Here is a 21,800-nt window from a genome sequence, read left to right as displayed (position 1 = left end):
TCGGCAAACAATGCACCCCAGGGAATTGAACGGTCTCAAGCCGCCCCATTGATTTTGTTGACTTTCGTATACCGCATTTAAGGGGTCATCCTCAATTTGTGTGGTGCAGAGGGAGCATTCGGGCCCTGAGCAAGTTCGGGCCGGCTCGCCCATACATCGCGCGCTTCAAGGTCTTCAATCGGTTGATCTGGCCTTCGGCTTGACCATTGCTCCACTCCATTTCGATGGCATTCCTGACCGCATCAATGTCTCTGTTCAAGGTTCGGGCGAACCGCACGATGGGCGCTAGGTCCGTTTCGATCGCATCGTCGATCCAGGCGGGCAGCGGGTCTGCTTTTCGACCACGCAAGATGCCATTGAAACGCATGGCGAGGCGCCGCATTGTTGTGAAGGCAGGCGAGCCTTCCTTGAGAACTTCGACTTTTCTCGCCTGCTCCAAGGTAAATCTTCCTCTTGGTTTGATGCAGAGTGCGGCCGCGATAACCGGGGAAATCGCGTGCCCGGTTTCCGGGTCCCGGACCGGTGCAAGGACCTGATCTTCCTTGGTGGGTCCCTCCTGTTCCTCTTTTTCGGCTCTGCGCCATCCGGCCAAGAGCCGCTGCAAGTTTGACAGGCTGCCCTCATAACCACGTTCTTGGATCAAAGGGAGCAGCGCATTGCCGCTGCGAATACCGTTCTCCCAGCGTTGCTTCAGGTACTCTTCAAAATACCATGCGGAGGAGCGCTTGAGGACGGCGCGCTTTCGGTCAGGTGGCGTTTCGAACTGCAGCCATTTCGCGACGCTACGCCGGGGAAACCCCGTTCGCCGTCCGATCTCGCTGCACGTCAGCCCTTGCTGCCTAAGTACCGAAATGGTCTTGAAAATCTCTTCTCGGGATTTGCGATGGGCAAGACGTGATTTCAGAAGGTTCTGAGCTGTGCTGATGTTGTCTGCATCGGAGAGCAAGGCCCTTCCAGTTGCACGACCGTGCAGGTTCATTTGCTCCTCGATTGCCATGCGAAGGTTCTGCACGATATGAAACCGGTCGGCGACCTGTTCCGCCTGCGGCGCTCCTTGTCGGGCGGCTTGGGCGTAGAGACCGCAGCGATCCCGGCTTATGACTTCCACCTCAGGATGACGCCTTAGCCAGTCGGTGCATGTGACGACATCACGATCTTCGAGAACATCGATGACAGCGCGACGCTCGAGGTCGATGATGATCGTCCCGTAGTTCTGCGACTTTCGCCAACTCCAATCATCGATCCCGATGATCCGTGCGCGTGGTGGAACAACTTGAGCTGCGCGTAGCAACTGTCGGAGAATAGTATCGTCACTGACCCGGATACCCAGTCGCCGCAAGAGCCGTTCAGCTGGGGTGCCGCCAGCGGCGTGCGCCATATGGCCTAAGAGTTGTGCCTGTCGCGACGTCCGGCGCGCATAAGGGAGCGCCACCGCCCCCTCGCGATCGGAGAACGTGCGGCGGCGGCAATCCGAGTTCAAACATCGCCATCGACAAACCCTGAGCTCGATCCAAACCGCTTGGCCCTGAGCAGGAAAATCCTCGATCCGCCGGCGCCGCCAACCATGTCGTTGTCTTGAGGACGTCCCGCACTCAGGGCAGGTGCCATTCGGAGCCAGTCTGCCAGATACGACCCATGCACCCGTCTCAGACTGGCGGACCTCACCAACCTCGACGCTGGCGGTTGGAGCCCAATGCTTCTTCGATACCACGGCCTGATCCCTTCAATCTGTGAAACTCGGTCAGACCGTGACACACAAATTGAGGATGACCCCATTTAAGGGCCACGCGACAGTGGCAAAGTTTTACTCTGCCCGCAGCAGGACTATCCCGCCACTTCCGTGGCAAACTTTTGCACTGCCGTTCTCATATCGCGCCGTTGACAACGCGCGCGCTGCTCGGTCTATACAGTCTGATTACGCTTTAGGCCGGCGATCTTCTGACCTCTGCAAGCTCCCCCTATGCTGCAGCGTGGTACCGGAAAACCCATCTCACCTTCTCCGATGCAATCGGCGCAGTCCGCTTCTCCCTATGGGTTGCAAACATTTCTTCACACTCCCCGCCAGACCGCATCATGAGAATGGCACAAGCCTTGTGCTTCGCGGCGTAGCCTCAGAAAATGTACAAAGTCGAGCGAGACATAAGAGCCCTTTTCCCCTCTGCTTCAGCTTGCGCAGAGGATAGCGGCCGGCGAAAGCTCCCTTGAGACGAGGCTAGACGTCTCCACTCAAAGCCAAACGCACCAGCAGATCTGGATCACCGAAGCCGCCGGATTTCGAGATAACTATGACGCCGTGCCATGCGCCGCCATGGATGTAGCTGACAGGAAGACCGGGTGCGATCCGTCCGATCGTGTGGAGCTGATCGACTGCAGCAAGCTTCGTCAGCCACGCGAGTGTCGCTCCCCCTGTGACCAAAACACTGACCGGCACCGTCCCCTCCAGCAGTTCCACGATGGCATAGTTGAGAGCCACCGCAGCTTCCCGCGCGCCGATCACTTCCCGCGCCGGATCGACCAGCCGCGCCCATGCGCACTGCGCTTCCAAGCGCGCAGTTTGACACTGCGTCACAGGATGCCGGGTGCCGATGAGAAACAGGTCGGTGGTTGGAGCTGGGATAAAGGGCGTCCTGCCAGCCAGCGCCTCGGCCACCCCACCACTACCAACCCAAAGCACTGAAGCTTTAGAGGCCAATGATCTGGTCACCCGATCAAGGTGCTCAGGCGTCACGGCGTCAGCCACGAGGATCCTCGCCTCGGGCGGTGTTTCATCGATACGCCACGGTGCCGAGTGCAAGCCCGCGCGCTGCAGCGCCGTCGCAATCGGCTCTCCGACGTCCTGCCATTTACTGTCTGCACCAAGCACTTGCTGGCGACCGTTGACTGTGCGCCGCCCCATTTCTGGAAAAGCCGGAGCGACGACGATGCAGTCAAAGTCCCGCGCGGCGGCTGCCGTCTCTGCAGCCCAGGGACCGCGCAACATGCTGTCGATCTTTTTGATCCAAAGTCCAGATTGACCGATCCTGTCCCGCCGTGCCGCGATAAATTCCGCCACGCGCCGCGCGGCCTCATCGCGCGACACTCCATCCCGGGTCTCGGTGCTCACCGCAAGGCGACTGGCAGCGACCTCCGTCATTGAGACCACAATCGGCGCATCATGTTGCGCCAAGGGGGCCGCAGCATCCAAGGCCCCTGTCAGATCGTCAGACAAGATCGTCACATGTGACGGCGTCATGATACGCGACCCGAAGCTGAGGGCAGGCGCACAACCTTGAGCGACTGTTCTGACATCGAGGCCCTCGCCTCAGGCGACAGCGCGTCGTCGGTAATGATCTGGTGAAAATCCGAAACATCACCAAAAGTCGCAAAGGAGCAGCGCGCGAACTTACCACTGTCGACGAGCAGCAAGCGCGTCTCCGATATTGTGATCATGCAGCGTTTCAACGCGGCCAACTCCATCGATGTATCTGACAGTCTCCCATCATGGACAGCATGTGCTCCGAGCATCAACAGATCCACAGACAATCGCGACAAAAAGTCGAGCGTCGCGCTGCCCAGGATCGTTGGTGTACCTGACCGCACCATACCTCCCAGGACAATTACATCGATGCCTGGTTGATGGGTGAGCAGTGCGGCGATCTGCAAATCATTCGTGATCGCTGTAAATTGCAGCCTGAGCGCGACGGCAGCCCGCGCCGCCTCAAGCGTGGTGGTGCCGCTGTCGAACAGGACAATTTGACCTGACTTGATCTGCTGTGCGGCGTCTTGGCCGATCGCGCGCTTTTCAGCTGATGCGAGCCCCCCTGAGACAATGGCGGGCGGCTCGAAGGTCTTCGCCTGCCGAATGTCTGCGACGGCGCCACCGCGCGTGCGCTGCAAAAGCCCAGCAGCGCTGAGAAAATCCAAGTCGCGTCTCAGGGTTGAGACCGAAACCCCCAGATCACCAGCCAGGTCAGTGATTGACGCCGCCCCTCTGGAGCGCATGGCTACCATGATGCGATTGTGTCGCTCCGCCGCCAACATAATCTCTGTCCCCGCCGCTTGATCGCTTCTGAGCCTATATCTGCTTGTGCAAGCTGCCAATGCAAATTGATTTGATTTGACGTATTTTGAATGAATTCGATTGACTATGACATCATGTGACGTGAACCTGTGTGGAAGCTCGTGCGAAGTTCTCCATTGATCTGGCTGGCTCAGAGTCCCAACGGGAGGCGCGCATGAAACCACGCAAATGTGCCGTCTGCGGCGCCGGACAGAGGAACGACACGTGATTACACCAACCATTGCGATTTCTACGGGTGATCCAGCAGGGATTGGTCCAGAAATCACCATGAAAGCTGTGCGCCAGCTTGGACCCCGGCTGGGCAAGGACTTGAAACTGGTGCTTGTCGGCGATCCTGGCATTCTGAAGGCGGCAGCCCAAGACGCTGGATTGTCTTTTCCTCTGCCTGACGTCGACGCAGACGAGGCCCCTGTGAGATTTCTGCCGACCTGCGCGCCTCAAGGGCCCATACGTGTTGGTGAGGTCACCGCAGAAGGTGGGCGCCAGGCCTATGATGCTGTGGTCAAGGCCACTGATTTCGTGATGAAGGGCTTGGCACAGGCCATCGTGACAGCACCTCTCAACAAGGAGGCGTTGAACCTTGCTGGATATAACTTTGCTGGGCATACCGAGCTTCTCGCCAAGCTGACGGGTGCGCGCGACAGCGCGATGATGCTAGCCCATGGTGATTTTCGCGTCTCGCATGCGACCACGCATGTTGCCTTGGAAGACGTACCACGCCGCTTGACGAAGGCGCGGATCCTGCGGGTCATTGAGCTCACGCGCAACGCGCTGAAGCAAATGGGTATTGAAGAGCCTCGTATCGCCGTTGCGGCACTGAACCCGCATGCTGGCGAAGGGGGCATCTTCGGCAGGCATGACATAGACGTGACCGCCCCGTTGATTGCGGATCTGCAGGGCCGTGGGTGGAATATCAGCGGGCCGATCCCCGGAGACACCGTATTCGTCAAGTTACGAGGCGGCGCCTATGACGCCGTCGTGGCGATGTACCATGACCAGGGCCATATCCCGGTTAAATTACTGGGGTTCTCGGTGGACCCCGCCACAGGCCTCTGGACGGCACTGTCAGGTGTGAATGTCACTTTGGGTCTACCGATCGTGCGGACGTCCGTGGATCACGGCACAGCGTTCGACATCGCAGGCAAAGGTTGCGCCAGTGCAAACTCGATGCTGGAGGCCATTGAGATGGCTCTTGATCTGACCAAGGAGATCACTCTCCAGCCCGCAAGCACGTCCTAGTGTTGTCCGTACCCGTGTAGCCCGACAAGAGCTGCTGCACACGCTCACCCAGGTTGCTCACGAATCCGAACTTTGCAGGCAGGCGCCGTCAGTCGGCCGTCCACCCACCATCCAACATCAGCGCGCTGCCTGTCATCAGCGATGAGGCCTCAGAGGCCAACAAGACGGCTGCCCCGGTGACATCTTCGACACGTCCCAGTCGACCCAATTTGATCTTTGACACAACCATATCTCTGAACGCCTTGTCCTCAAAGAAGGGCTGCGTCATCGGCGTTTCGATGAAGGTGGGGCAAATCGTATTCACACGGATGCGATGCGCACCGAGTTCGACTGCTAAGGCCTTTGTAAATCCTTCCAAGGCCCATTTCGACGCACAATACAGCGTCCGGTTTGCCGCGCCGACATGACCCATTTGAGACGACATGTTGATGACGGAACCCTGGACCCTTTCTGCGATCATCCGCCTTGTGACGGCGCGCGCGCAAAAAATGGCGGCCTTTAGGTTCAGTCCCATCACGGCATCATAGTCGTCTTCCGTGACCTCTGAGAGCGGCTTCGGACGGTTTGTGCCCGCATTGTTCACAAAGACATGGAAGGCTGGACGTGCGGCGATTGCGGCTTCGAACTCGGCAACATCGGTCACATCCATCTGCAAAGTATCGGCTTTAAGGCCCGCACTGCGCAACTCTTCTGCGACGTCTTCGATCTCAGAGGCAGTGCGGGCGCAAAGCGTGACCTCCGCGCCAAGCGCGGCATAGGCTTGAGCAATGGCGAGGCCTATGCCCCGCCCCGCCCCTGTGACCAAAGCCCTCTTTCCGTCAAGACGGAATTCCGGCGCCTTGGTCATCATTCTGCAGCCTCACGGTAAGGTGCAGCTTCTCCATAGGGAATATTGAGCCCACCATAGCGGCGGACACGTACGTTGCACTGTTCAGCATGGCCCACGAAGCCTTCCAACATGCAGAGCCGTGACCCGTATTCGCCGATCAGCGTTGCAGCTTCGTCCGTGAGGATCTTCTGGTAGCTGTGGGTTTTCAGGAACTTGCCGACCCAGAGGCCACCTGTGTACCGACCAGCCTTCTTGGTCGGCAATGTGTGGTTGGTGCCAATGACTTTGTCGCCGTTTGACACGTTTGTGCGGGCACCGAGGAACAAGGCTCCATAGGAATGCATCTTCTCGAGGAACCAATCGTCACGGTCCGTCATGACTTGCACATGCTCGGACGCGATGTCGTTGGCGACATCCAGCATCTCTTCGTAGGTGTCGCACACAATCACTTCACCATAGTCCTGCCAGCTTACCCGTGCGGTTTCAGCGGTGGGAAGAATTTCGAGCAGGCGATCGATTTCCTTCAGTGTCTCTTCCGCCAGTTTGCGCGAATTGGTGACCAGAACCGCAGGAGAGTTGTAGCCATGCTCTGCCTGCCCCAGAAGATCCGTGGCACAGATCTCGGCATCGACCGTGTCATCCGCGATGACCATGGTCTCGGTCGGCCCCGCGAAGAGGTCAATGCCAACCCGTCCATAGAGCTGGCGCTTGGCTTCCGCGACAAAGGCGTTGCCAGGACCGACCAGCATGTGGACCGATTCGATCGTCTCTGTGCCGATGGCCATCGCACCCACTGCCTGAATGCCGCCGAGAACATAGATCTCGTGCGCACCACCAAAGTGAATGGCTGCAATCACTGCGGCATTGGGCTTGCCGTGAAAGGGAGGCGTGCAGGCGATGATCCGCGGCACACCGGCTACCGATGCTGTGGCCACGGACATGTGGGCGGATGCGACCATCGGGAATTTTCCGCCGGGCACATAGCAGCCAACGGACTGCACAGGAATGTTCTTGTGGCCAAGGATCACCCCAGGCATCGTTTCAATCTCAAGATCCAGCATGGTGTCGCGCTGCGCTTGTGCAAATTTGCGCACCTGCTCCTGAGCGAATTTGATGTCGGCGAGCTCGCGCTCAGACAGCTGGCCGATCAGATCATCGATTTCCTGCTGGCTCAGACGAAAAGACGACGGGGAATATTTGTCGAATTTTTCCGACATCTCTCGAATAGCGACATCTCCTCGCGTTTCGATGTCCTTGAGGATCGCCTCTACGGTTGAACGGGTTTTTGCATCATCTTCTGCCCGGTCGGCGTCGGGTTTTCCGCGTTTCAGATACGTCACTGACATGTCTTTTCCTTTCGAACTTGATTTCAGGAGGCACACAAAACCAGGCCTTCAGCCCGTCAGGTGCTCGGATTTCTTGAAGGCCGCAAGCCTACCGAGAATGGCATCCCGCCAAGCGCGACGATCGGCCAATTTATCAGCCGGAAGGGCCGCACGACGTTCCTCTGCAGCTTTTTGAATGACGTCGTCCGACCAGGCACCGGGTGGAGGCGTCCTCACCATGCCCGCGTAGAGATCCCGAAGGCGCGCTGCGTAATCCTCAATGCCACCAGGTGCATTGAGGTCGATGGTCTCGAAGGGCCCCATGAAGGACCATCTCAGTCCGAGACCATGCGCAATGGTCGCATCGATATCGGCCAGGCTGGCAATGCCTTCTTCATAGAGTGCCCAAGCCTCGTTCAGGAGCACCCCTTGCAAGCGGTTCAGGACAAAACCGTCTATCTCTCTCGTGAGCCTGACGGGAACTTGCTTGATCTCGCGCATCAGTTCGATCACGCGATCGACGGCCTCCCCATCTGTCCATGGAGCAGGCACAACCTCCACAACCGGGACGAGATGCGGCGGGTTCACGGGGTGAGCGATCATGAACCTGTCACGGTTTTTGCACTCTGATGTAAACCGCGACGCCGGTATACCGGATGAGGATGAGCCCACCAAAGTGTCAGGCCCGATCACGGCATCCAGCACCAAACTCACGTCCGTCTTTGCTGTGACGGTCTCAAAAACCGACTCCTGGACATAGGTTACTTGATCCACGGCACTGCCCAAACTGTCATGAACAGTGATCCTTGACAGGATCGTTTGAGGATCTGCGATCAACCCTGTTTTTTCGAGTTCAGACAGGCTTTCCTTCGCCCAAGGCAAGATACGGTTGCGGATGTCATTGGAATGGTCGTAAACGCGGACGGAATATCCCGCCCGCGCAAAGACCAAAGCCCAGCCGGAGCCGACGAGGCCGGCCCCGACCACAGCGATGTCACGACGGTCGGACATCAAGACACCTTCGACTTCTCGCCATCGGCGAGGCAGATCTCAGTCACGCGCAAACCTTCTTTCGAGGTGCGCGACGGGAAGGTATCGTTCAACCGCTCTTCGTGGATCGGGATGACCCGACGTGCCTCATAGCCAACTTGAGACATCATCTCTTCGGTGGCGAGGATCAGGTTTGCCTGGCTGCCGACCGCGAGACCGACGGGAGTGTACATTTCCTCCACATCGACGACCGCACCAGAGCTTTTCAGGTTGTCGAACTGATAAACCAGATCGCCTGCCAGAACCCAGGTGTCGTCCGAGGCCTTCTTGCCGTCATTGCGCACCGTCACCCACATTGATCCCCAGGTGTGGCTGTCTGGCGCGGCGTGCAGGTCGATGCCAGGTAAGACATCTTCCATAGCACCATCAACAGTCACCAAACGCTTGTCCCGCGCCAGATCAACACCGCGCACAATGTCGCCCGGATCGACGGCAACCATCATCCAGCGCATACGGTCAGGCAAGGACATCGCCCAGACCCATTTCGAAATCTCGCGCTCCTGAATGTAGAACTTCGCATTCGGGAAGTCCTCGACATTCCCGAAATGGTCAAAGTGGGCATGGGTGATGAAGCAGGTATCGACCTCCTCAGGTTTGATACCGACCTCGGCCAGAACCGTCTTGGGATCGCGCCAGTTTTCGACACCGAAACGATCGCCGAGGGTCTTGCCATACTCCTTGTCGTTGTATCCGACATCCACCATTGCGACATGATCACGCCCTTTGATGACCACGTAGCAATAGGGAAGTTTCACATAGCCCTGGTTGTGAGCCCCGTAGATGACGCCGCTTTTGTGATACTTGGGGACATAGCAATATTCGAGAACCCAGATTGAATAGTCAGCCATCTTTTCCTCCTTCAGATGTGTGTCGAGACTGGCGGCTCATCCGTGGCCGCAACAGCATGCCTGTGAAAAATCAACCATCGCCAGCCCGGCTTTTTCAGAGCTGGCAGCCTGCAAATGGACGTAGGCTCTCTTGATCTGCTTGCCTGTCAGATCGATTGCCGGGCCCAAGGCCTCGCGCCCGCGCATCTCCGAGAAGGTTTTCATCGCGGCCGTGCAAAATGAGAGCGCCGCCTCGAGCTGCGCCCTGTGCTGCAGGGTCCCATTCGGCGTCGCGAGCAAAGACAGGCGTTCTTGTGCCTGCTTCAGGCGGGTGTCGCAGTTCTGCAATTCCGGCAGGTCGAGGATGTCCCGTCTGGTGGTCAGCTGAGCGAGGATCAGCAGACCGGACACTTGCCCGATGATCCTGCGGAGATCCTCATAGATGGGACGACATGCACTTGCATAAGTGGCAATCGCGTCCGAGCCGAGCGTTGCGGCCAATGCGTCAGGCGCAGGCACAGCTTGTGGCCGAGGACCTTCCAGCGACAGCACACAGTCTGGTTTATGCGTATGCGCGAGCCGCTCAAAAAGATGTGCCTGATTAGTCATGATGTTTCCTCCGATCGGCCACTGTGGATCGCTCGACCAGCGGTCCTGGCGGGATATGCAGGATGTGTTGTTCGTGTCCAATTGATGATGCAAGGTCGCGTGCCAAACGGACCGTCGCGTCCATCATCTCTTCCAAAGGCTGAGCAATCGTCGTCAGCCTGTGAGATGGCCAAGCCGCCATCGCGATATCATCGTATCCAATGACCGACATGTCCTTAGGGACCTTCAGACCGATCCCTTCCTGTACGCCTTCAATGAAGCCGATGGCGACAATGTCATTGGCACACAGTACCCCGTCTGGGCGACGCGGCAGGTCCTTCACAGCCAGCCCAGCCTCGTAACCCGCTTCATATGTGAACCAACCGGCCTCATAGACTTGTGGCGGGTTCAGACCGCGCGCCACGGCCTGGTCGCAAAAGCCCTGACGTCGCTCGATATTCGTCGAGGCATCTGGAAAGGCCGACACGTAGAGCAACTCTCGATGTCCCAGATCGACCAGATGGTTCGCAGCATTCATGCCGCCCTTGATATTGTCGCAAGACACCCCGAAACCAAGTCCGTCCGCGGACAGGCGGTTGAAGAAGATGACGGGTGCTCCTGCTGCCTCGCATCTTTCGCGGGCATGAGATTTGAGGTTGGTTGCCAGAACAATCATCAGATCCGGCTGGTACATCAGGAGAAGATCAACTGCCTCATCAATGCCGTCAGGATGCTCAGCCGATGCGAGCATGACATTCATGCCCTGCTTTTGCAGCAGGCTGGTTAGCCGGGTCATGACCTCCGGATAAAAGGGGTTGGTCAGGTCCGAGACGACCATACCGACGATCTGGGTCTTCTTGGTGATCAGACTTTTTGCAAACGGATTGGGGCGATACCCTATTTCACTGGCCCGCTTCAACACGGTCTGCCTGGTCACTTCTGCGATCGCCGCATCGGGATAGAAGGCGCGCGAGACAGTTGAGACGGACATGCCCAGATCGCGGGCAAGGTCCTTCACTGTCAGTCTGCTTCCCTTGGCTCTCGGCATTTTGGTCCCGTTTTCAATCTGTTCTTTGCGAACCGTTAAAGGGCTCAGTTCCGTACAGACACTATGAGGTCGTTACGTTTGGGGGGGTGCGCCCGATCTGAACAGGATCGGGCGCAAGCCATTTACATCACGGCTGAACTGTCGCTTCGACTTTTGTCAGCTTGTAGATGTCTTCAGGCGCCTCGCAGCTGCCGCAGTTGATGCCGGGCAGGTTCGCTGCCTCAATCACTTCAGCAGGCAGAGGCTGAATCGTCGCCCCGGGCACCGGGGTGCCATTCAAGGCCGACTCGACGTTCACTTCGGGAAGCAGAACCGGGTTCAGCACTTCAGAGACGAAGGACGCGGGCACTTTTTCCGGAGGGAACACGTTGCAACCGTTCTCATAGACGTCACCTTCGCAGACCTTGACGGCATCCGCAGGAACCCAGGGAAGCGGGTACTCGATGTTCATCGGCTCCAGTTCGCGCTGACCCGTCAGGATTTCCATGGCCAGTTTGAAGGCATATCCCGACTGTGCCGGGGGGGAGCCAGCAGAAACACCGGTCAGGCCCTTTGCTTGCATCTCGGGATCCGCGAGCGCCAAACGGAAGCCAGCAGAGTTTTCTCCTGTCATCGGCACCAGACGATCACCGGCATCCAGCAAAGCCTGGATCGCGCCGTACTCGCCGGCCTGCGCCCAGATGCCGTCGACGTCGGGATTTGCGGTCAAGGCTTTGGCCGTTTCCTGCTGCGTAGTACGGTCATCCCAATAGGAATAGTACTCCGCCACGACTTCGATGCCGGGGTACTGGTTGAAGATGTGCATCGCGCCGTCCGTGTGACGCTGGTCAACCGAGTTGCCAGGAACGCCGCGCGACAGGAAAATTTTTCCCTTGCCTTCAAGTGCGTTCACTAGTGCCTGCGCGCTGTTCTCACCGAACCCAGACGACAGGTAGCTGACATTATAGGCGCAGCTCTCGGTGACGGTCGCATCATACATGAAGAACAGAACGCCTTCGTCGCATCCGCGCTTGATGGTGCGGTTGAGAGCCGTGGACGAAATCGGAAAGCTGATGATCGCATCTGCGCCTTCATCGATCATGCTTTCGTAGGCGGAGATCTGGGCCTGAGGATCCGTACCCGAGATCACTTCGCGGAGCTCAACCATCTCGTTATAGGGCGCGGTTTGGGCCAGTGCCTTCACGATGTTTGCAGCTTCAGACTGCCAGGCGTTGCCAGAATAGGAAAGGCTCAAGAATACCTTGAACTTCTTTCCGTCCTGCGCGCTTGCCAGCCCGGGCAGGCCCGCAGCGACAGCACTCAGCGCCAGTACGGCAGCTGTGGATTTAAAGATTGTCTTTCTCATTTGGTCGTCCTCCTCCAGGTTTGTGACCGAAAATGCTTCCCGAATTAAGTCTTCAGGGAGCGTAGTTTCTGGAACAGCTCTTCGCGCAAAAGCAGCAGAGCTATCAGAATGATTGAACCTTCGATGATCGTACGGAAACCGAACTCAAGGCCAAGTGTCGCGATGATTGTTCCCAGAATGGTCAGCAACAGCGCGCCTCCGACAGATCCTAGAAACGTGCCGCGTCCGCCCAAGATCGAAGATCCTCCGATGACAACCGATGCGATGGACGGAAGAAGATAGTCATCGCCCATCCTCAGGGTTGCGCCATTGGAATATCCCACCAAGGCGATCCCAACAAATCCGGCGCAGATTGCACTCAGGACATAGGGCAAGATGCGCATGGCGGTCACAGGAACGGCAGCATTCCGCGCGGCCTCCACATTTGTGCCAATGGCGTAGAGATAGCGCCCATAGACGGAGCGGCTTTGGAAGAGCCACCCAACGATCACAAATATGATGAGAACAACGATCGGTGCCGGGAGACCAAGAATATCTCCTTTCATGAGCGCGACGGCCATATCTGGTGCCGTTCCGCGAGGCGTGCCCTTCGTGTAACCCAGCAGCGCCGAAGCCACGATGATGGACATTGCCATCGTCATGATGAACGGAGGCACGCGCAGCCAAATAACGCCAATGGCAGAGGCCAGCCCAACCAGACCGCAGACCGCGAGCACTGCGGGCAAAAGATACCACTCGGCGGGATTACCCGCACCGATCCAGCTGGTCGCGAGAATGCCGCCAAGTGTGATCGTCGCTGGCAGGGACAGATCGAGACCACCCGTCAAAATCACGAGCCCTTGACCGAAAGACAGGACCACCAGAAAGAAGCCAAGGATCAGGACGGTTTCCACCTGCGACCACGACCCGAGTGCTGGATTGATCAGGCGTGCGCTGAACAGCAGAACAAGGCAAAGAATGGTGACGCTGAGGGTGCTAATCGTCTCGCGGCTTATTTTTGCACTGACGCGCGTGTCTCCCGTCTGAACGAGTCTGTGGTCCTGAGATGGGGGTTTGCTGGTCGAGTTCATTTCGCATCTCCCAATCGCGCCAGAAGGGAACTGAAGACGACGGCCAGGATAAGAATGCACCCCTGGAACATGCCTGTGTAGAAGGAGGACACGCCGCTCGAAAACAGGACCTTCTGCAGCAGGATCAGCGTCGCCGCGCCCATGATTGAGGCAAACACACCACCGCGGCCGCCCGTCAGCGCCGTGCCACCAAGTGCGACGGCGGCAAAAGACAACATGAGCAGAGGTGTACCGGACGTGGGGTTCCCTGTGGCCGTCTGTGCGCTCAGCATGAAGCCTGCCAAACCATAGGTGCAGCCAGCAAGCACATGTGCCAGAAAGCGCACGCGCGTCACATTGATGCCGGAGAGGGCCGCAGAGGTTTCATCTGCACCGATGGCATAGAGCGAGATGCCGAAGGACGTCCGTTTAAGCGCCAACCAGATCAAGACGACACCGCCAAGGATCAATCCGGAGACCGGAATGACGCTAAAGATCCGGTCCGTCATCTCGTAGACGATCCATTCTGAAACGGAACCGCCCGGGGCCTTCAGTATAACCAGAGCAATGCCCTGGCAGATGATCATCGTCGCCAGCGTGGCAGCAATCGACTGCAATTTGAGCACGGCCACCAGATATCCGTTGACCAGGCCGACGCTTCCCCCGATGGCAAGGCAAAGCACCACAGAGGCCAAGGCGCCTCCCGGTCCATCCATGGGGTAAACAGCGAGCGTGACGTTACAGATCGAAATCACGCCTGCGACGGAGAGATCGAAGCCCCTGCTGATGACGATGATGGCTTGCCCCGCTGCAGCCAGCGCCAGGGGGGCCGTATTGTTGATGAGCGCTGCGATGGAGTAGGACGTCAAAGCTCTCGGCTGCTGGACTGCATAGAGAGCGTAGAGGGCAACATAGGTCAGGACGATCAGCCCGGCCCCGGTCGCAAAACGGACCAATGGGTTTTCGTTTGACCGGATTATCGTGGAAAGATCACTCTGAACTGTGCTCATGCTTTCACCTCAATGGTATTTTCGGAGGTGACATGGCCCAGCATTGCGGCCACCAGGTTTTGCTCCGTGATGTCCTCACCTGCAAAACTGCGAACAACCTGCCCGCCATAAATCACCATGCAGCGATCTGCCAATTGAACGATTTCAGGTAATTCGGATGAATAGAACAAGACAGATCCACCCTCGTCCGCAAAATTCCTGATCGCCGTATAAATTGATTGCTTGGTGCCAACGTCGACACCGCGTGATGGATCGAACAACAGGAGTGTTTTTGCTCCCGTCGCGAGGGTCCTTGCGATCAGCGCTTTCTGTTGGTTTCCTCCCGACAAATCCCCGATTGCGAAGTTCAAATACCGCGTGCTCATCTCGACTTTGTCCGCTGACGATTGCGCGACAGCCGTCTCAAGTGTCGGGGAAATCAGGGGGGAACGGGTCGCTGAGCCCAGCACGGGAAGCACGATATTTGTCGCTGCGCTCAGCCCACCAAGAATGCCTTCGGTTTTGCGTTCTTCTGGTAAGTACGCGATGCCACTTCCCGTCTTCAGAGCAGCGCGCGGCCCAGCAAGTTTGACGGGTTGGTCATCCACATAAATTTGCCCTTCGGCAGGCTGGTCAAGACCTGCCAGCATCTTGAAGAGCCACTGTTGCCCCTGCCCTTCCAGCGCGGCCACACCCAGGATTTCGCCAGGGCGCAATTCAAAGCTGACATTATGAAGATTGTGACCGCCCAACTGTTTCACGGCCAATCTGGCACGCTTGTCACCGCTTGCCCGCGTCGACCGCGGCGTTCGTTGGTGGGCCGCCTTGCGCCCCACCATCATCTCGAAAATGTCGCTATCAGTTGCGTCCGCGAGGCCCACCGAAGCGATGGCAGACCCGTTTCGCAAGACGGTCGCCTCCGAACAGATTTCCCGGACCTCTGCCAAGCGATGCGAAATGTAGAGCACCGCCACCTGTCGTTCCCGCGCAAGCGAGATCCGTTCAAACAACCAGTCGGTCTCTGCGAGAGAGGCGGTCGGTTCGTCAAGGATCAAAACCCGGCCTGCATTTTCCAAAGCGCGCGTGATTTCAATCCTCTGCCGATCGGCGAGCGGGAGCTTGCTGATTTCTGCCTGTGGATCGATCCGGTCCAACCCATGACGGGCCAAGATCTTCTCTCCCGCCCGGTTTGTGTCTTTCGCAGAGACGAACCACGGGCCAGCTTTCGGTAGCTTGGGAAGCAGCAAATTTTGGGCCACGGTCAGATTTGGAACAAGGCTGAGTTCCTGGAAGGCTGTGGCGACCTGGTTTTGCCGTGCTTCCATGAGGTTTCTCGGCGCATAGGGGGCCCCATCCAGAAACATTTCTCCACTATCAGGGTAGACTGCTCCCGCCAGGATCCGGACCAGCGTGGATTTCCCCGCGCCGTTTTCCCCCAGCAGGGCATGAACCTGACCTGACTTCAGACCAATGTCGCCTCGCTCCAGGGCAACAGTGGCTCCATAGGTTTTGCGCAAACCGATGGCCTGCAGCGCGAAGGTATCCTTCGTCAATTCTGAATGACTGAAATTGGTCTGATCGCGAAGCACTCTCCTGGTCTCCCCCTCCAGTTCGAAGACGTCACGCAATGGTAACGTTCTCTGAGAACGTTACCACAATCATCATCGCAAAGGATTCGTGTCAAGAGCTTTTTAAATCCCCTCATGCCATCTCACCCCCAGCATTGTGCTCGTCCTTTTCCAGATAGCGCGCCAGTACGCCGCCAATTTTTCCAGACCCGGGCCCGCATTATCGGTAATCGCCACATTTGAACTGCCGACTTATGGAGATGGCGCGTGCTACGAGACGTCATCAATGCTGTTTTTGGGACTTCTCCTAGCTTGCAGGTGCTGAAACATATGGCTGACTCAACCCAGACATTGGCCGAGTCAGGCCTTAGTCCGGATTATGCATAAGGGGTTGGTGAGGGTGGCGTAACCTTATGAAAAGCTGTATTTTTTGGTTGTTCCGAGGCTCTGTTGCACAAATCGCGTGAGGGATTCATCCCGTGAATCCAGCGTGGTAGCTGGGCCGCATGAGCAGACCTTCACCCCCGACCTACAAGACCAGGAACTGGCCGGCCTATAACCAAGCGCTCAAGCGCCGAGGCTCGCTGACGATCTGGTTCGACCCGGCCATGACCTGGGAAGCGTCGCCGACCGGCAAACGCGGGCGGCAGCGTGATTACAGCGATGCGTCCATCCAGACCTGCCTGACGATGAAGGTGCTGTTCGGCATGGCGCTCAGACAAACCACGGGGTTCGTGGAGAGCCTGTTACGGTTGATCGGCCTGGACTGGCCTGTGCCCGACTTCAGCACGCTGTCGCGACGCCAGAAGACCCTGAAGGTGAGCATCCCCTACCGCGGCTCGGACGGCCCGCTGCACCTGCTGGTGGACAGCACCGGGATCAAGGTCGAGGGCGAAGGGGAATGGAACGCCCGCAAGCATGGCGGCAGCAAACGCCGGGTCTGGCGCAAGATCCACATCGGGATTGATGAGAAATCCTTGGAAATCCGGGCGGCGGAGTTCACTACGAGCGACGTGGGCGATGCGCCGATGCTGCCAGAACTGTTGGACCAGATCCCGCCCGAACAGCAGATCGGCAGCGTCACCGCCGATGGTGCCTTCGACACGCGCAAGTGCCATGACGCCATCGCCGCCCGAGGTGCCGCCGCGATCATCCCGCCGAGGAAGAACGCCAAACCATGGAAGCCGGACACCCCGGGTGCTGTGGCGCGCAACGAGATCCTGCGCACATCGAAGCGCGTCGGTCGAACCATCTGGCGACGATGGAGCGGGTATCACCGCCGAAGCCGTGCAGAGACCAAGATGCACTGTGTGAAGCTCTTGGGGCAGCGCTTGTCCGCCAGAGACTTCGACCGTCAGGTTGCGGAGTTCCAGGTCAGGGTCGCCGTGCTCAACGGCTTCACCGCGCTCGGCACGCCCATCACGGAAGTCACAGGATAAGTCTGTCCGGGGAAAGGGGACATCCGGTCAACAGCCGATTTGTGCAACAGAGCCTTGTTCCGACCAAAAACTACAGTTTCCAAGGCAGGCCCCCTCACCATGAAGCAATCTATCCCCACCGCACCAGTTTTGTCACCTGTGAATGGCAAGTCCGTGTTGATGAATTTCGATGGGGCGGACATGAGTTCGGATGCAGGCCTGACGCTTCTGCGGGAAGTTGAGCGCCGGCTGGGATTGTCTGGCGTGTTGGCTTCTTGCCTTGACGATCCTCGCGATCCATCAAAGGTCCGGCACAGTCTAGAAGATATTATTCGGTTCCGCATGATGATGATTGCCGCGGGGTATGAAGATGGCAACGATGCGGCTGATCTGCGGCATGATCCATCCTTCAAGATGGCGCTCGAGCGCAACCCGCCGACAGGGGCCGCGCTGTGCTCGCAGCCGACAATCTCGCGGATAGAGAACTTGCCCACCCGGCGTGATCTGATCCGGATGGCGCGGGCGATGGTCCGTTTCTACTGCCAATCCTTTGCCCGTGTGCCCGGACGGATCGTATTGGATATCGACGACACATTTGATACGGCCCATGGGCACCAGCAGTTGCGCCTGTTCAACGCCTACTATGACGAATACGGCTTCCAGCCCATTGTCGTCTTTGACGGGGAGGGACGGCTCGTCGGGGCCTTGCTACGTCCGGCCCGTCGGCCGAAAGGGGCGGAGAGTGCCGCACATCTGCGTCGCTTGATCCGGGAAATCCGCAAGCACTGGCCCAAGACCGAGATCCTGCTGCGGGCGGATAGCCAATACTGCACGCCGGAGGTTCTGGATCTGTGTGACCAGCTGGGCTTGCGTTATGTGCTTGGCTTGAGCCGCAATGCGCGCCTTCAGGAGGAGGTCCAGACGCTGGAGGCTTCGACGGCAGCGCGTCACGTGCGCAACACTGGCCACAAGGTCAGACGGTTCAAGACATTCAGCTATGCGGCAGGCTCCTGGTCCAAACCCCGCCGCGTGGTCGCCCGCGTCGAGGTCAGTTCTCGGGGGCGCGACACACGCTACATCGTGACCAATCTCGACGGTGGGCGTGGCAAACATCTTTACGAGAAGGTCTATTCCGCCCGCGGTCAGGCTGAGAACCACATCAAGGGATGGAAGACCCATCTCGCCTCGGACCGAACGTCCTGCACCAAGGTGTCAGCCAATCAGATGCGGCTCAAGCTGCATGGTTGTGCGTATTGGATCTGGTGGACACTTCGGGCCGCCTGCCCAAAGCGATCCCAATGGCGGCATGCGCAGTTCGATACTCTGCGCCTGCACTTGGTCAAACTCGCCGCCACCATCGTCGAGAAGAAAACCTGCATCGTCATGACATTGCCGGCCTCATCCCCACGCCAGTCGCTGATCAGGCTGTTGTTTGCAGCATTGCTTCCGCCTCAGCCCAACTGACGCTGAACAACACGCCCCGCCGTTGACAATCCTGTCGAGCCAACGCGTCAAACGCTCAGTCGGTTGACCACCAGCACGCAACCCCCCTGCCCCGCCCATAGCCAATGGAGCAAAGACGGCCCTTGCCATCGCCGGTCGCGACCCGTGCTGCCGTGACTGCCGCTTCCATCCGATCACTCTGCTGTCCAAGCCCCGCGAGGCTCCAAAGATGAAACCCCATGCAAGCCCGAGTAATCGGATGCAGGTGGCCAGTCTGTGTCATCAGTTCGAGCCAGCTGCCTGCGCGTTCGACAAAAGGTTCGGCGTTATCTCCGAGGTTTTCAGGGTCACGGCGGTCAAGGAAGGCTGATAAATCCATTTCTGGGCTCGGGCCGCCAGTCAGGCACCGCACAGCCCATCCGAGTCTAGCGAGTGCCCCAGTATCGTCTTGAGCAGAGGATAGGCGGAGTGAGACCCAGAGTGCTAGCCGATCCGGGCCAATCCGGTCGCCTACAAACCAACTCAGATCGGCGGCTTCAATCAAAGCAAGCCTGTGCCGCCAACCTTCCGGGGCGCGCCGCAAACGATCGTCCAGCGCACCTACACGGCCGGCGACACGGGCAAGGCGCGCAGCAACGCCTGCTTCTGCGTTTCGCCAGTCATCGATTACAGCGGCTTCACGCGGTTCTGCCCTTGGCCCGGGCGGCAGGTAGTCTGCCTCGTCTTCGATCGGACCGGGCAGGAACCTTCAGGTTCTGAGTGAGGATGGCGTCACAGCGCCCGACGATAGCGGCCGCCAGAACGTGCCGGGTCGGGATCCGGCAATATGAGGGCCGGCACCAAGGCCTCATAGCCAGTGACTAGGCAGTCGCGTGTGGCCATGTCCATCAAGTCGCGGGTCCGCTCCAGCGCCGCCCGCTCGCGATGAGGTTCATTGCGTAGAAGGGCGTCGATCCATTCCCGATGGATGTCAGCCGTCCACTTCGCCTTGAAAAGATCTGTGACAGCCAATTGCATCAGCGCGTCCCGCATGGGCGCGGGGTAGAGAACATTCGCGTCGAACAGCACCGTGTACTGGCTCATTTCGAGCCATAGCCCATGTCCTGGTCCTGTGCGTCGGCGGCCAGTTGATCAAGGACGGCTTCGCGCTCGCTGTCGATGGCTGCCTTGTACGACATGACGTCTTCCATGCGGACGCGGCGATGCTTGCCGACCTTCCGATGCGGGATACTGCCATCATCAAGCAATTTGATCAGGAACGGCCGAGAGACATTCAACACCTCTGCCGCCTGGACTGTCGAGAGTTCGGCGTTCTCGGGAATGATGGTGACGCCGCGACCAGCTGCCATCGCCTCAAGGATCTCCATGAGCAGCGCAACAGCGCCGGCGGGAAGTTCGATTGGTTCCATCTGCTCCGCGTCTGTAACGCGAAGCTTCAAGGGTCCTCGGGCTGCCGCAAAGCGCGACAAGGCCTGTCCCGAGACACGCGCGATCGCAGCGTCCTGCGGGGTCGGTGGAAGATGCCGGTGTGCCAACATGTTCATGCTGGTCTCCTCTCCGTTTTCTGCTGTCTACCACCATATATGAAATAAGTGCAACAAATGCATTATCTGCAAACGGTTTTCTTCGCACCCTACTGGCGCGCGGGTTATGGAGTACACCTCTGCCGTCAACAAGATCGGCGAAATCTGCCGCATCCTTCAGTTCGTAATACGCCACATCCGGTAGCGGCCCTGCCCGGTCAATTCGCGGATCAGACCACGCGCTTCCATCCAAGCGAGGTTGCGCTGGACGGCGGCGCGGCTGGCACCAGTCAGAGCTTCGGCCATCGGAGCGGAGACGAGTGGCCATTCGGTCAACACAGCGCGCAAAGCGCGAGGGGTCTTGCCCGAGAGCGCGGTCATGTCGGCTTCAGCCCTTGCTGACCATGCCTCGATACCGTCGAGGTGTCGCATCGCGGTCAGACATGCCGTGTCCATCCCGTCGAGCCAGCGCGCCAGGCGGGCAGCGGGTGGGCCACCGGCGCGCGGCCCCCCTGCCCCGCCCATGACCAGAGGTGCAAAGACTGCTCCCTTGCCCTCGCTAGCCGCGATCCGCGCGGCCGTAACCGCCGCCTCCATCCGGTCGCCGTGCTGCCCGAGGCCCGCGAGGCTCCAGAGGTGATAACCCGCGCAAGCACGGGTTATAGGGTGCAGCTCGGCGGCTTGTGCCATCAGATCAAGCCAACCGCCCGCGCGATCCGCGAAAGGTTCGGCCTCATCATCCAGGTTCTCGGGATCGCGCCGATCGAGGAAGGCAGACAGGTCCACCTCTGGGCCTGGCCCTCCTGTCAGACGGCGCACCGCCCATCCGACCCGCGCGAGCGCCGTTGTGTCGTCGTGTACGCCACACAATCGCATGGAGATCCAGAGTGCCAGCCGATCTGGGCCGATGCGGTCACCCGCGAACCAGCTCAGGTCTCCCGCTTCGATCAACGCAAGCCTGTGCCGCCATCCTTCCGGGCCGCGATTCAAACGGTCGTCCAGCGCGCCGACGCGACCGGCCACACGAGCAAGACGCGCGGCATGAGCCGCCTCTGCCTTCTGCCAATCGTCGAGGACCTCGGCTTCACGCTGTTCTGCCCGTGGTCCGGGCGGCAAATAATCCGGCTCCTCTTCCATCGGACCGGGCAGGAACCAAAGATCGTCTTCGGACGACTGTTCCAACTCCTCAGCATCCAGGAAGAGAGCGTCCGATTCATCATGAAAGGCAGGCACTTGAGGCTTCATATGTGCAAATTACTGAAGTTTTGCTTTTTACCCAAGGGTTTTCTCGGAATGCGCCCGCGCTCCTTATATTGCACGCGCGCGGCACGGTCTGCCAGAACTCTCTGATCGCGCTCTGTCGCTTTTCCTTCACGATTTCACTGCGTGGTTTTCACATGATTTCCGCAAGGTACCTCCGGAAGTGGCGCGGGTTTCTGCTTTGCGATTTCAATTTCATTATGGACTTCAATAGGTTTTGAAGGGCACGGCGGCATGAC

The 21,800-nt window shown here is 58.6% G+C and carries 19 protein-coding genes and 1 pseudogene; 3 read left to right on the top strand and 17 right to left on the bottom strand.

What is annotated here, in order from left to right:
- Positions 1-91: 91 nt before the first annotated feature.
- From Q7V03_RS01690 to Q7V03_RS01680, 3 genes are all read right to left on the bottom strand, one after another.
- On the bottom strand, positions 92-1,618 hold the full coding sequence (locus Q7V03_RS01690; RefSeq protein WP_304923945.1) for an ISL3 family transposase: 1,527 nt from the start codon (positions 1,616-1,618) through the stop codon (positions 92-94).
- Between the two features lie 594 nt (positions 1,619-2,212).
- Positions 2,213-3,232, bottom strand: coding sequence for a four-carbon acid sugar kinase family protein (locus tag Q7V03_RS01685; RefSeq protein WP_304923888.1), 1,020 nt, complete (start codon positions 3,230-3,232; stop codon positions 2,213-2,215).
- Positions 3,229-4,020: a DeoR/GlpR family DNA-binding transcription regulator gene (locus tag Q7V03_RS01680; RefSeq protein WP_304923887.1), complete on the bottom strand. Its 792-nt coding sequence runs from the start codon at positions 4,018-4,020 to the stop codon at positions 3,229-3,231. Before Q7V03_RS01680 ends, Q7V03_RS01685 begins: the two co-directional genes overlap by 4 nt.
- 244 nt (positions 4,021-4,264) lie before the next feature.
- Between Q7V03_RS01680 and pdxA the strand changes: the two genes are divergently transcribed.
- Entirely contained in the window at positions 4,265-5,299 is a 1,035-nt protein-coding gene (gene pdxA, locus Q7V03_RS01675) for a 4-hydroxythreonine-4-phosphate dehydrogenase PdxA (protein ID WP_304923886.1), read from the top strand.
- Between the two features lie 88 nt (positions 5,300-5,387).
- On the opposite strand, the gene Q7V03_RS01670 is transcribed toward pdxA, so the two are convergent.
- From Q7V03_RS01670 to Q7V03_RS01625, 10 genes are all read right to left on the bottom strand, one after another.
- The gene (locus tag Q7V03_RS01670; protein WP_304923885.1) at positions 5,388-6,146 is read right to left on the bottom strand and encodes an SDR family NAD(P)-dependent oxidoreductase; all 759 of its coding nucleotides are present in this window, start codon (positions 6,144-6,146) and stop codon (positions 5,388-5,390) included.
- On the bottom strand, positions 6,146-7,474 hold the full coding sequence (hisD, locus tag Q7V03_RS01665; RefSeq protein WP_304923884.1) for a histidinol dehydrogenase: 1,329 nt from the start codon (positions 7,472-7,474) through the stop codon (positions 6,146-6,148). Before hisD ends, Q7V03_RS01670 begins: the two co-directional genes overlap by 1 nt.
- Positions 7,475-7,522: 48 nt before the next feature.
- A complete protein-coding gene (locus Q7V03_RS01660; RefSeq protein ID WP_304923883.1) occupies positions 7,523-8,464 on the bottom strand; it encodes a 3-hydroxyacyl-CoA dehydrogenase in 942 nt (313 codons plus the stop codon).
- On the bottom strand, positions 8,464-9,351 hold the full coding sequence (locus tag Q7V03_RS01655) for an N-acyl homoserine lactonase family protein (RefSeq protein WP_304923882.1): 888 nt from the start codon (positions 9,349-9,351) through the stop codon (positions 8,464-8,466). The genes Q7V03_RS01660 and Q7V03_RS01655 overlap by 1 nt, the downstream gene beginning before the upstream one ends.
- Positions 9,352-9,387: 36 nt before the next feature.
- A complete protein-coding gene (locus Q7V03_RS01650; RefSeq protein ID WP_304923881.1) occupies positions 9,388-9,939 on the bottom strand; it encodes a hypothetical protein in 552 nt (183 codons plus the stop codon).
- Entirely contained in the window at positions 9,932-10,936 is a 1,005-nt protein-coding gene (locus Q7V03_RS01645; RefSeq protein WP_304923880.1) for a LacI family DNA-binding transcriptional regulator, read from the bottom strand. Before Q7V03_RS01645 ends, Q7V03_RS01650 begins: the two co-directional genes overlap by 8 nt.
- A 157-nt stretch (positions 10,937-11,093) precedes the next feature.
- On the bottom strand, positions 11,094-12,311 hold the full coding sequence (locus tag Q7V03_RS01640) for a sugar ABC transporter substrate-binding protein (RefSeq protein WP_304923879.1): 1,218 nt from the start codon (positions 12,309-12,311) through the stop codon (positions 11,094-11,096).
- 44 nt (positions 12,312-12,355) lie between these two features.
- Positions 12,356-13,381, bottom strand: coding sequence for an ABC transporter permease (locus Q7V03_RS01635; RefSeq protein WP_304923878.1), 1,026 nt, complete (start codon positions 13,379-13,381; stop codon positions 12,356-12,358).
- A complete protein-coding gene (locus Q7V03_RS01630; RefSeq protein ID WP_304923877.1) occupies positions 13,378-14,370 on the bottom strand; it encodes an ABC transporter permease in 993 nt (330 codons plus the stop codon). Before Q7V03_RS01630 ends, Q7V03_RS01635 begins: the two co-directional genes overlap by 4 nt.
- Positions 14,367-15,977, bottom strand: a complete 1,611-nt coding sequence (locus Q7V03_RS01625) for a sugar ABC transporter ATP-binding protein (protein ID WP_304923876.1) — start codon at positions 15,975-15,977, stop codon at positions 14,367-14,369. The genes Q7V03_RS01630 and Q7V03_RS01625 overlap by 4 nt, the downstream gene beginning before the upstream one ends.
- A gap of 446 nt (positions 15,978-16,423) precedes the next feature.
- On the opposite strand from Q7V03_RS01625, the gene Q7V03_RS01620 reads away from it, so the two are divergent.
- Positions 16,424-17,356 carry an IS5 family transposase gene (locus Q7V03_RS01620; RefSeq protein WP_304923875.1) on the top strand — a complete coding sequence of 311 codons (933 nt, stop codon included), beginning with the start codon at positions 16,424-16,426 and terminating at the stop codon, positions 17,354-17,356.
- Positions 17,357-17,455: 99 nt separating this feature from the next.
- The gene (locus Q7V03_RS01615) at positions 17,456-18,799 is read left to right on the top strand and encodes an IS1380 family transposase (RefSeq protein WP_304923874.1); all 1,344 of its coding nucleotides are present in this window, start codon (positions 17,456-17,458) and stop codon (positions 18,797-18,799) included.
- Here the strand turns inward: Q7V03_RS01615 and Q7V03_RS01610 are convergent.
- The 4 genes and pseudogenes from Q7V03_RS01610 to Q7V03_RS01595 all read right to left on the bottom strand — a co-directional run.
- Positions 18,800-19,520, bottom strand: a pseudogene (locus tag Q7V03_RS01610) (hypothetical protein); the annotation flags it as partial.
- Positions 19,521-19,549: 29 nt separating this feature from the next.
- Positions 19,550-19,861 carry a hypothetical protein gene (locus Q7V03_RS01605; RefSeq protein WP_304923873.1) on the bottom strand — a complete coding sequence of 104 codons (312 nt, stop codon included), beginning with the start codon at positions 19,859-19,861 and terminating at the stop codon, positions 19,550-19,552.
- Entirely contained in the window at positions 19,858-20,322 is a 465-nt protein-coding gene (locus Q7V03_RS01600) for a helix-turn-helix domain-containing protein (protein ID WP_304923872.1), read from the bottom strand. The genes Q7V03_RS01605 and Q7V03_RS01600 overlap by 4 nt, the downstream gene beginning before the upstream one ends.
- A 156-nt stretch (positions 20,323-20,478) precedes the next feature.
- Complete coding sequence (locus tag Q7V03_RS01595; protein ID WP_304923871.1) at positions 20,479-21,546, bottom strand: hypothetical protein; 1,068 nt, start codon at positions 21,544-21,546, stop codon at positions 20,479-20,481.
- Positions 21,547-21,800: the final 254 nt, after the last annotated feature.

The sequence above is a fragment of the Cypionkella sp. genome (assembly GCF_030652235.1).
In the GTDB taxonomy this organism is placed as follows: domain Bacteria; phylum Pseudomonadota; class Alphaproteobacteria; order Rhodobacterales; family Rhodobacteraceae; genus Cypionkella.
Note: the sequence above shows the minus strand (reverse complement) of the source record. Positions and strands in the feature narration are given on the sequence as shown.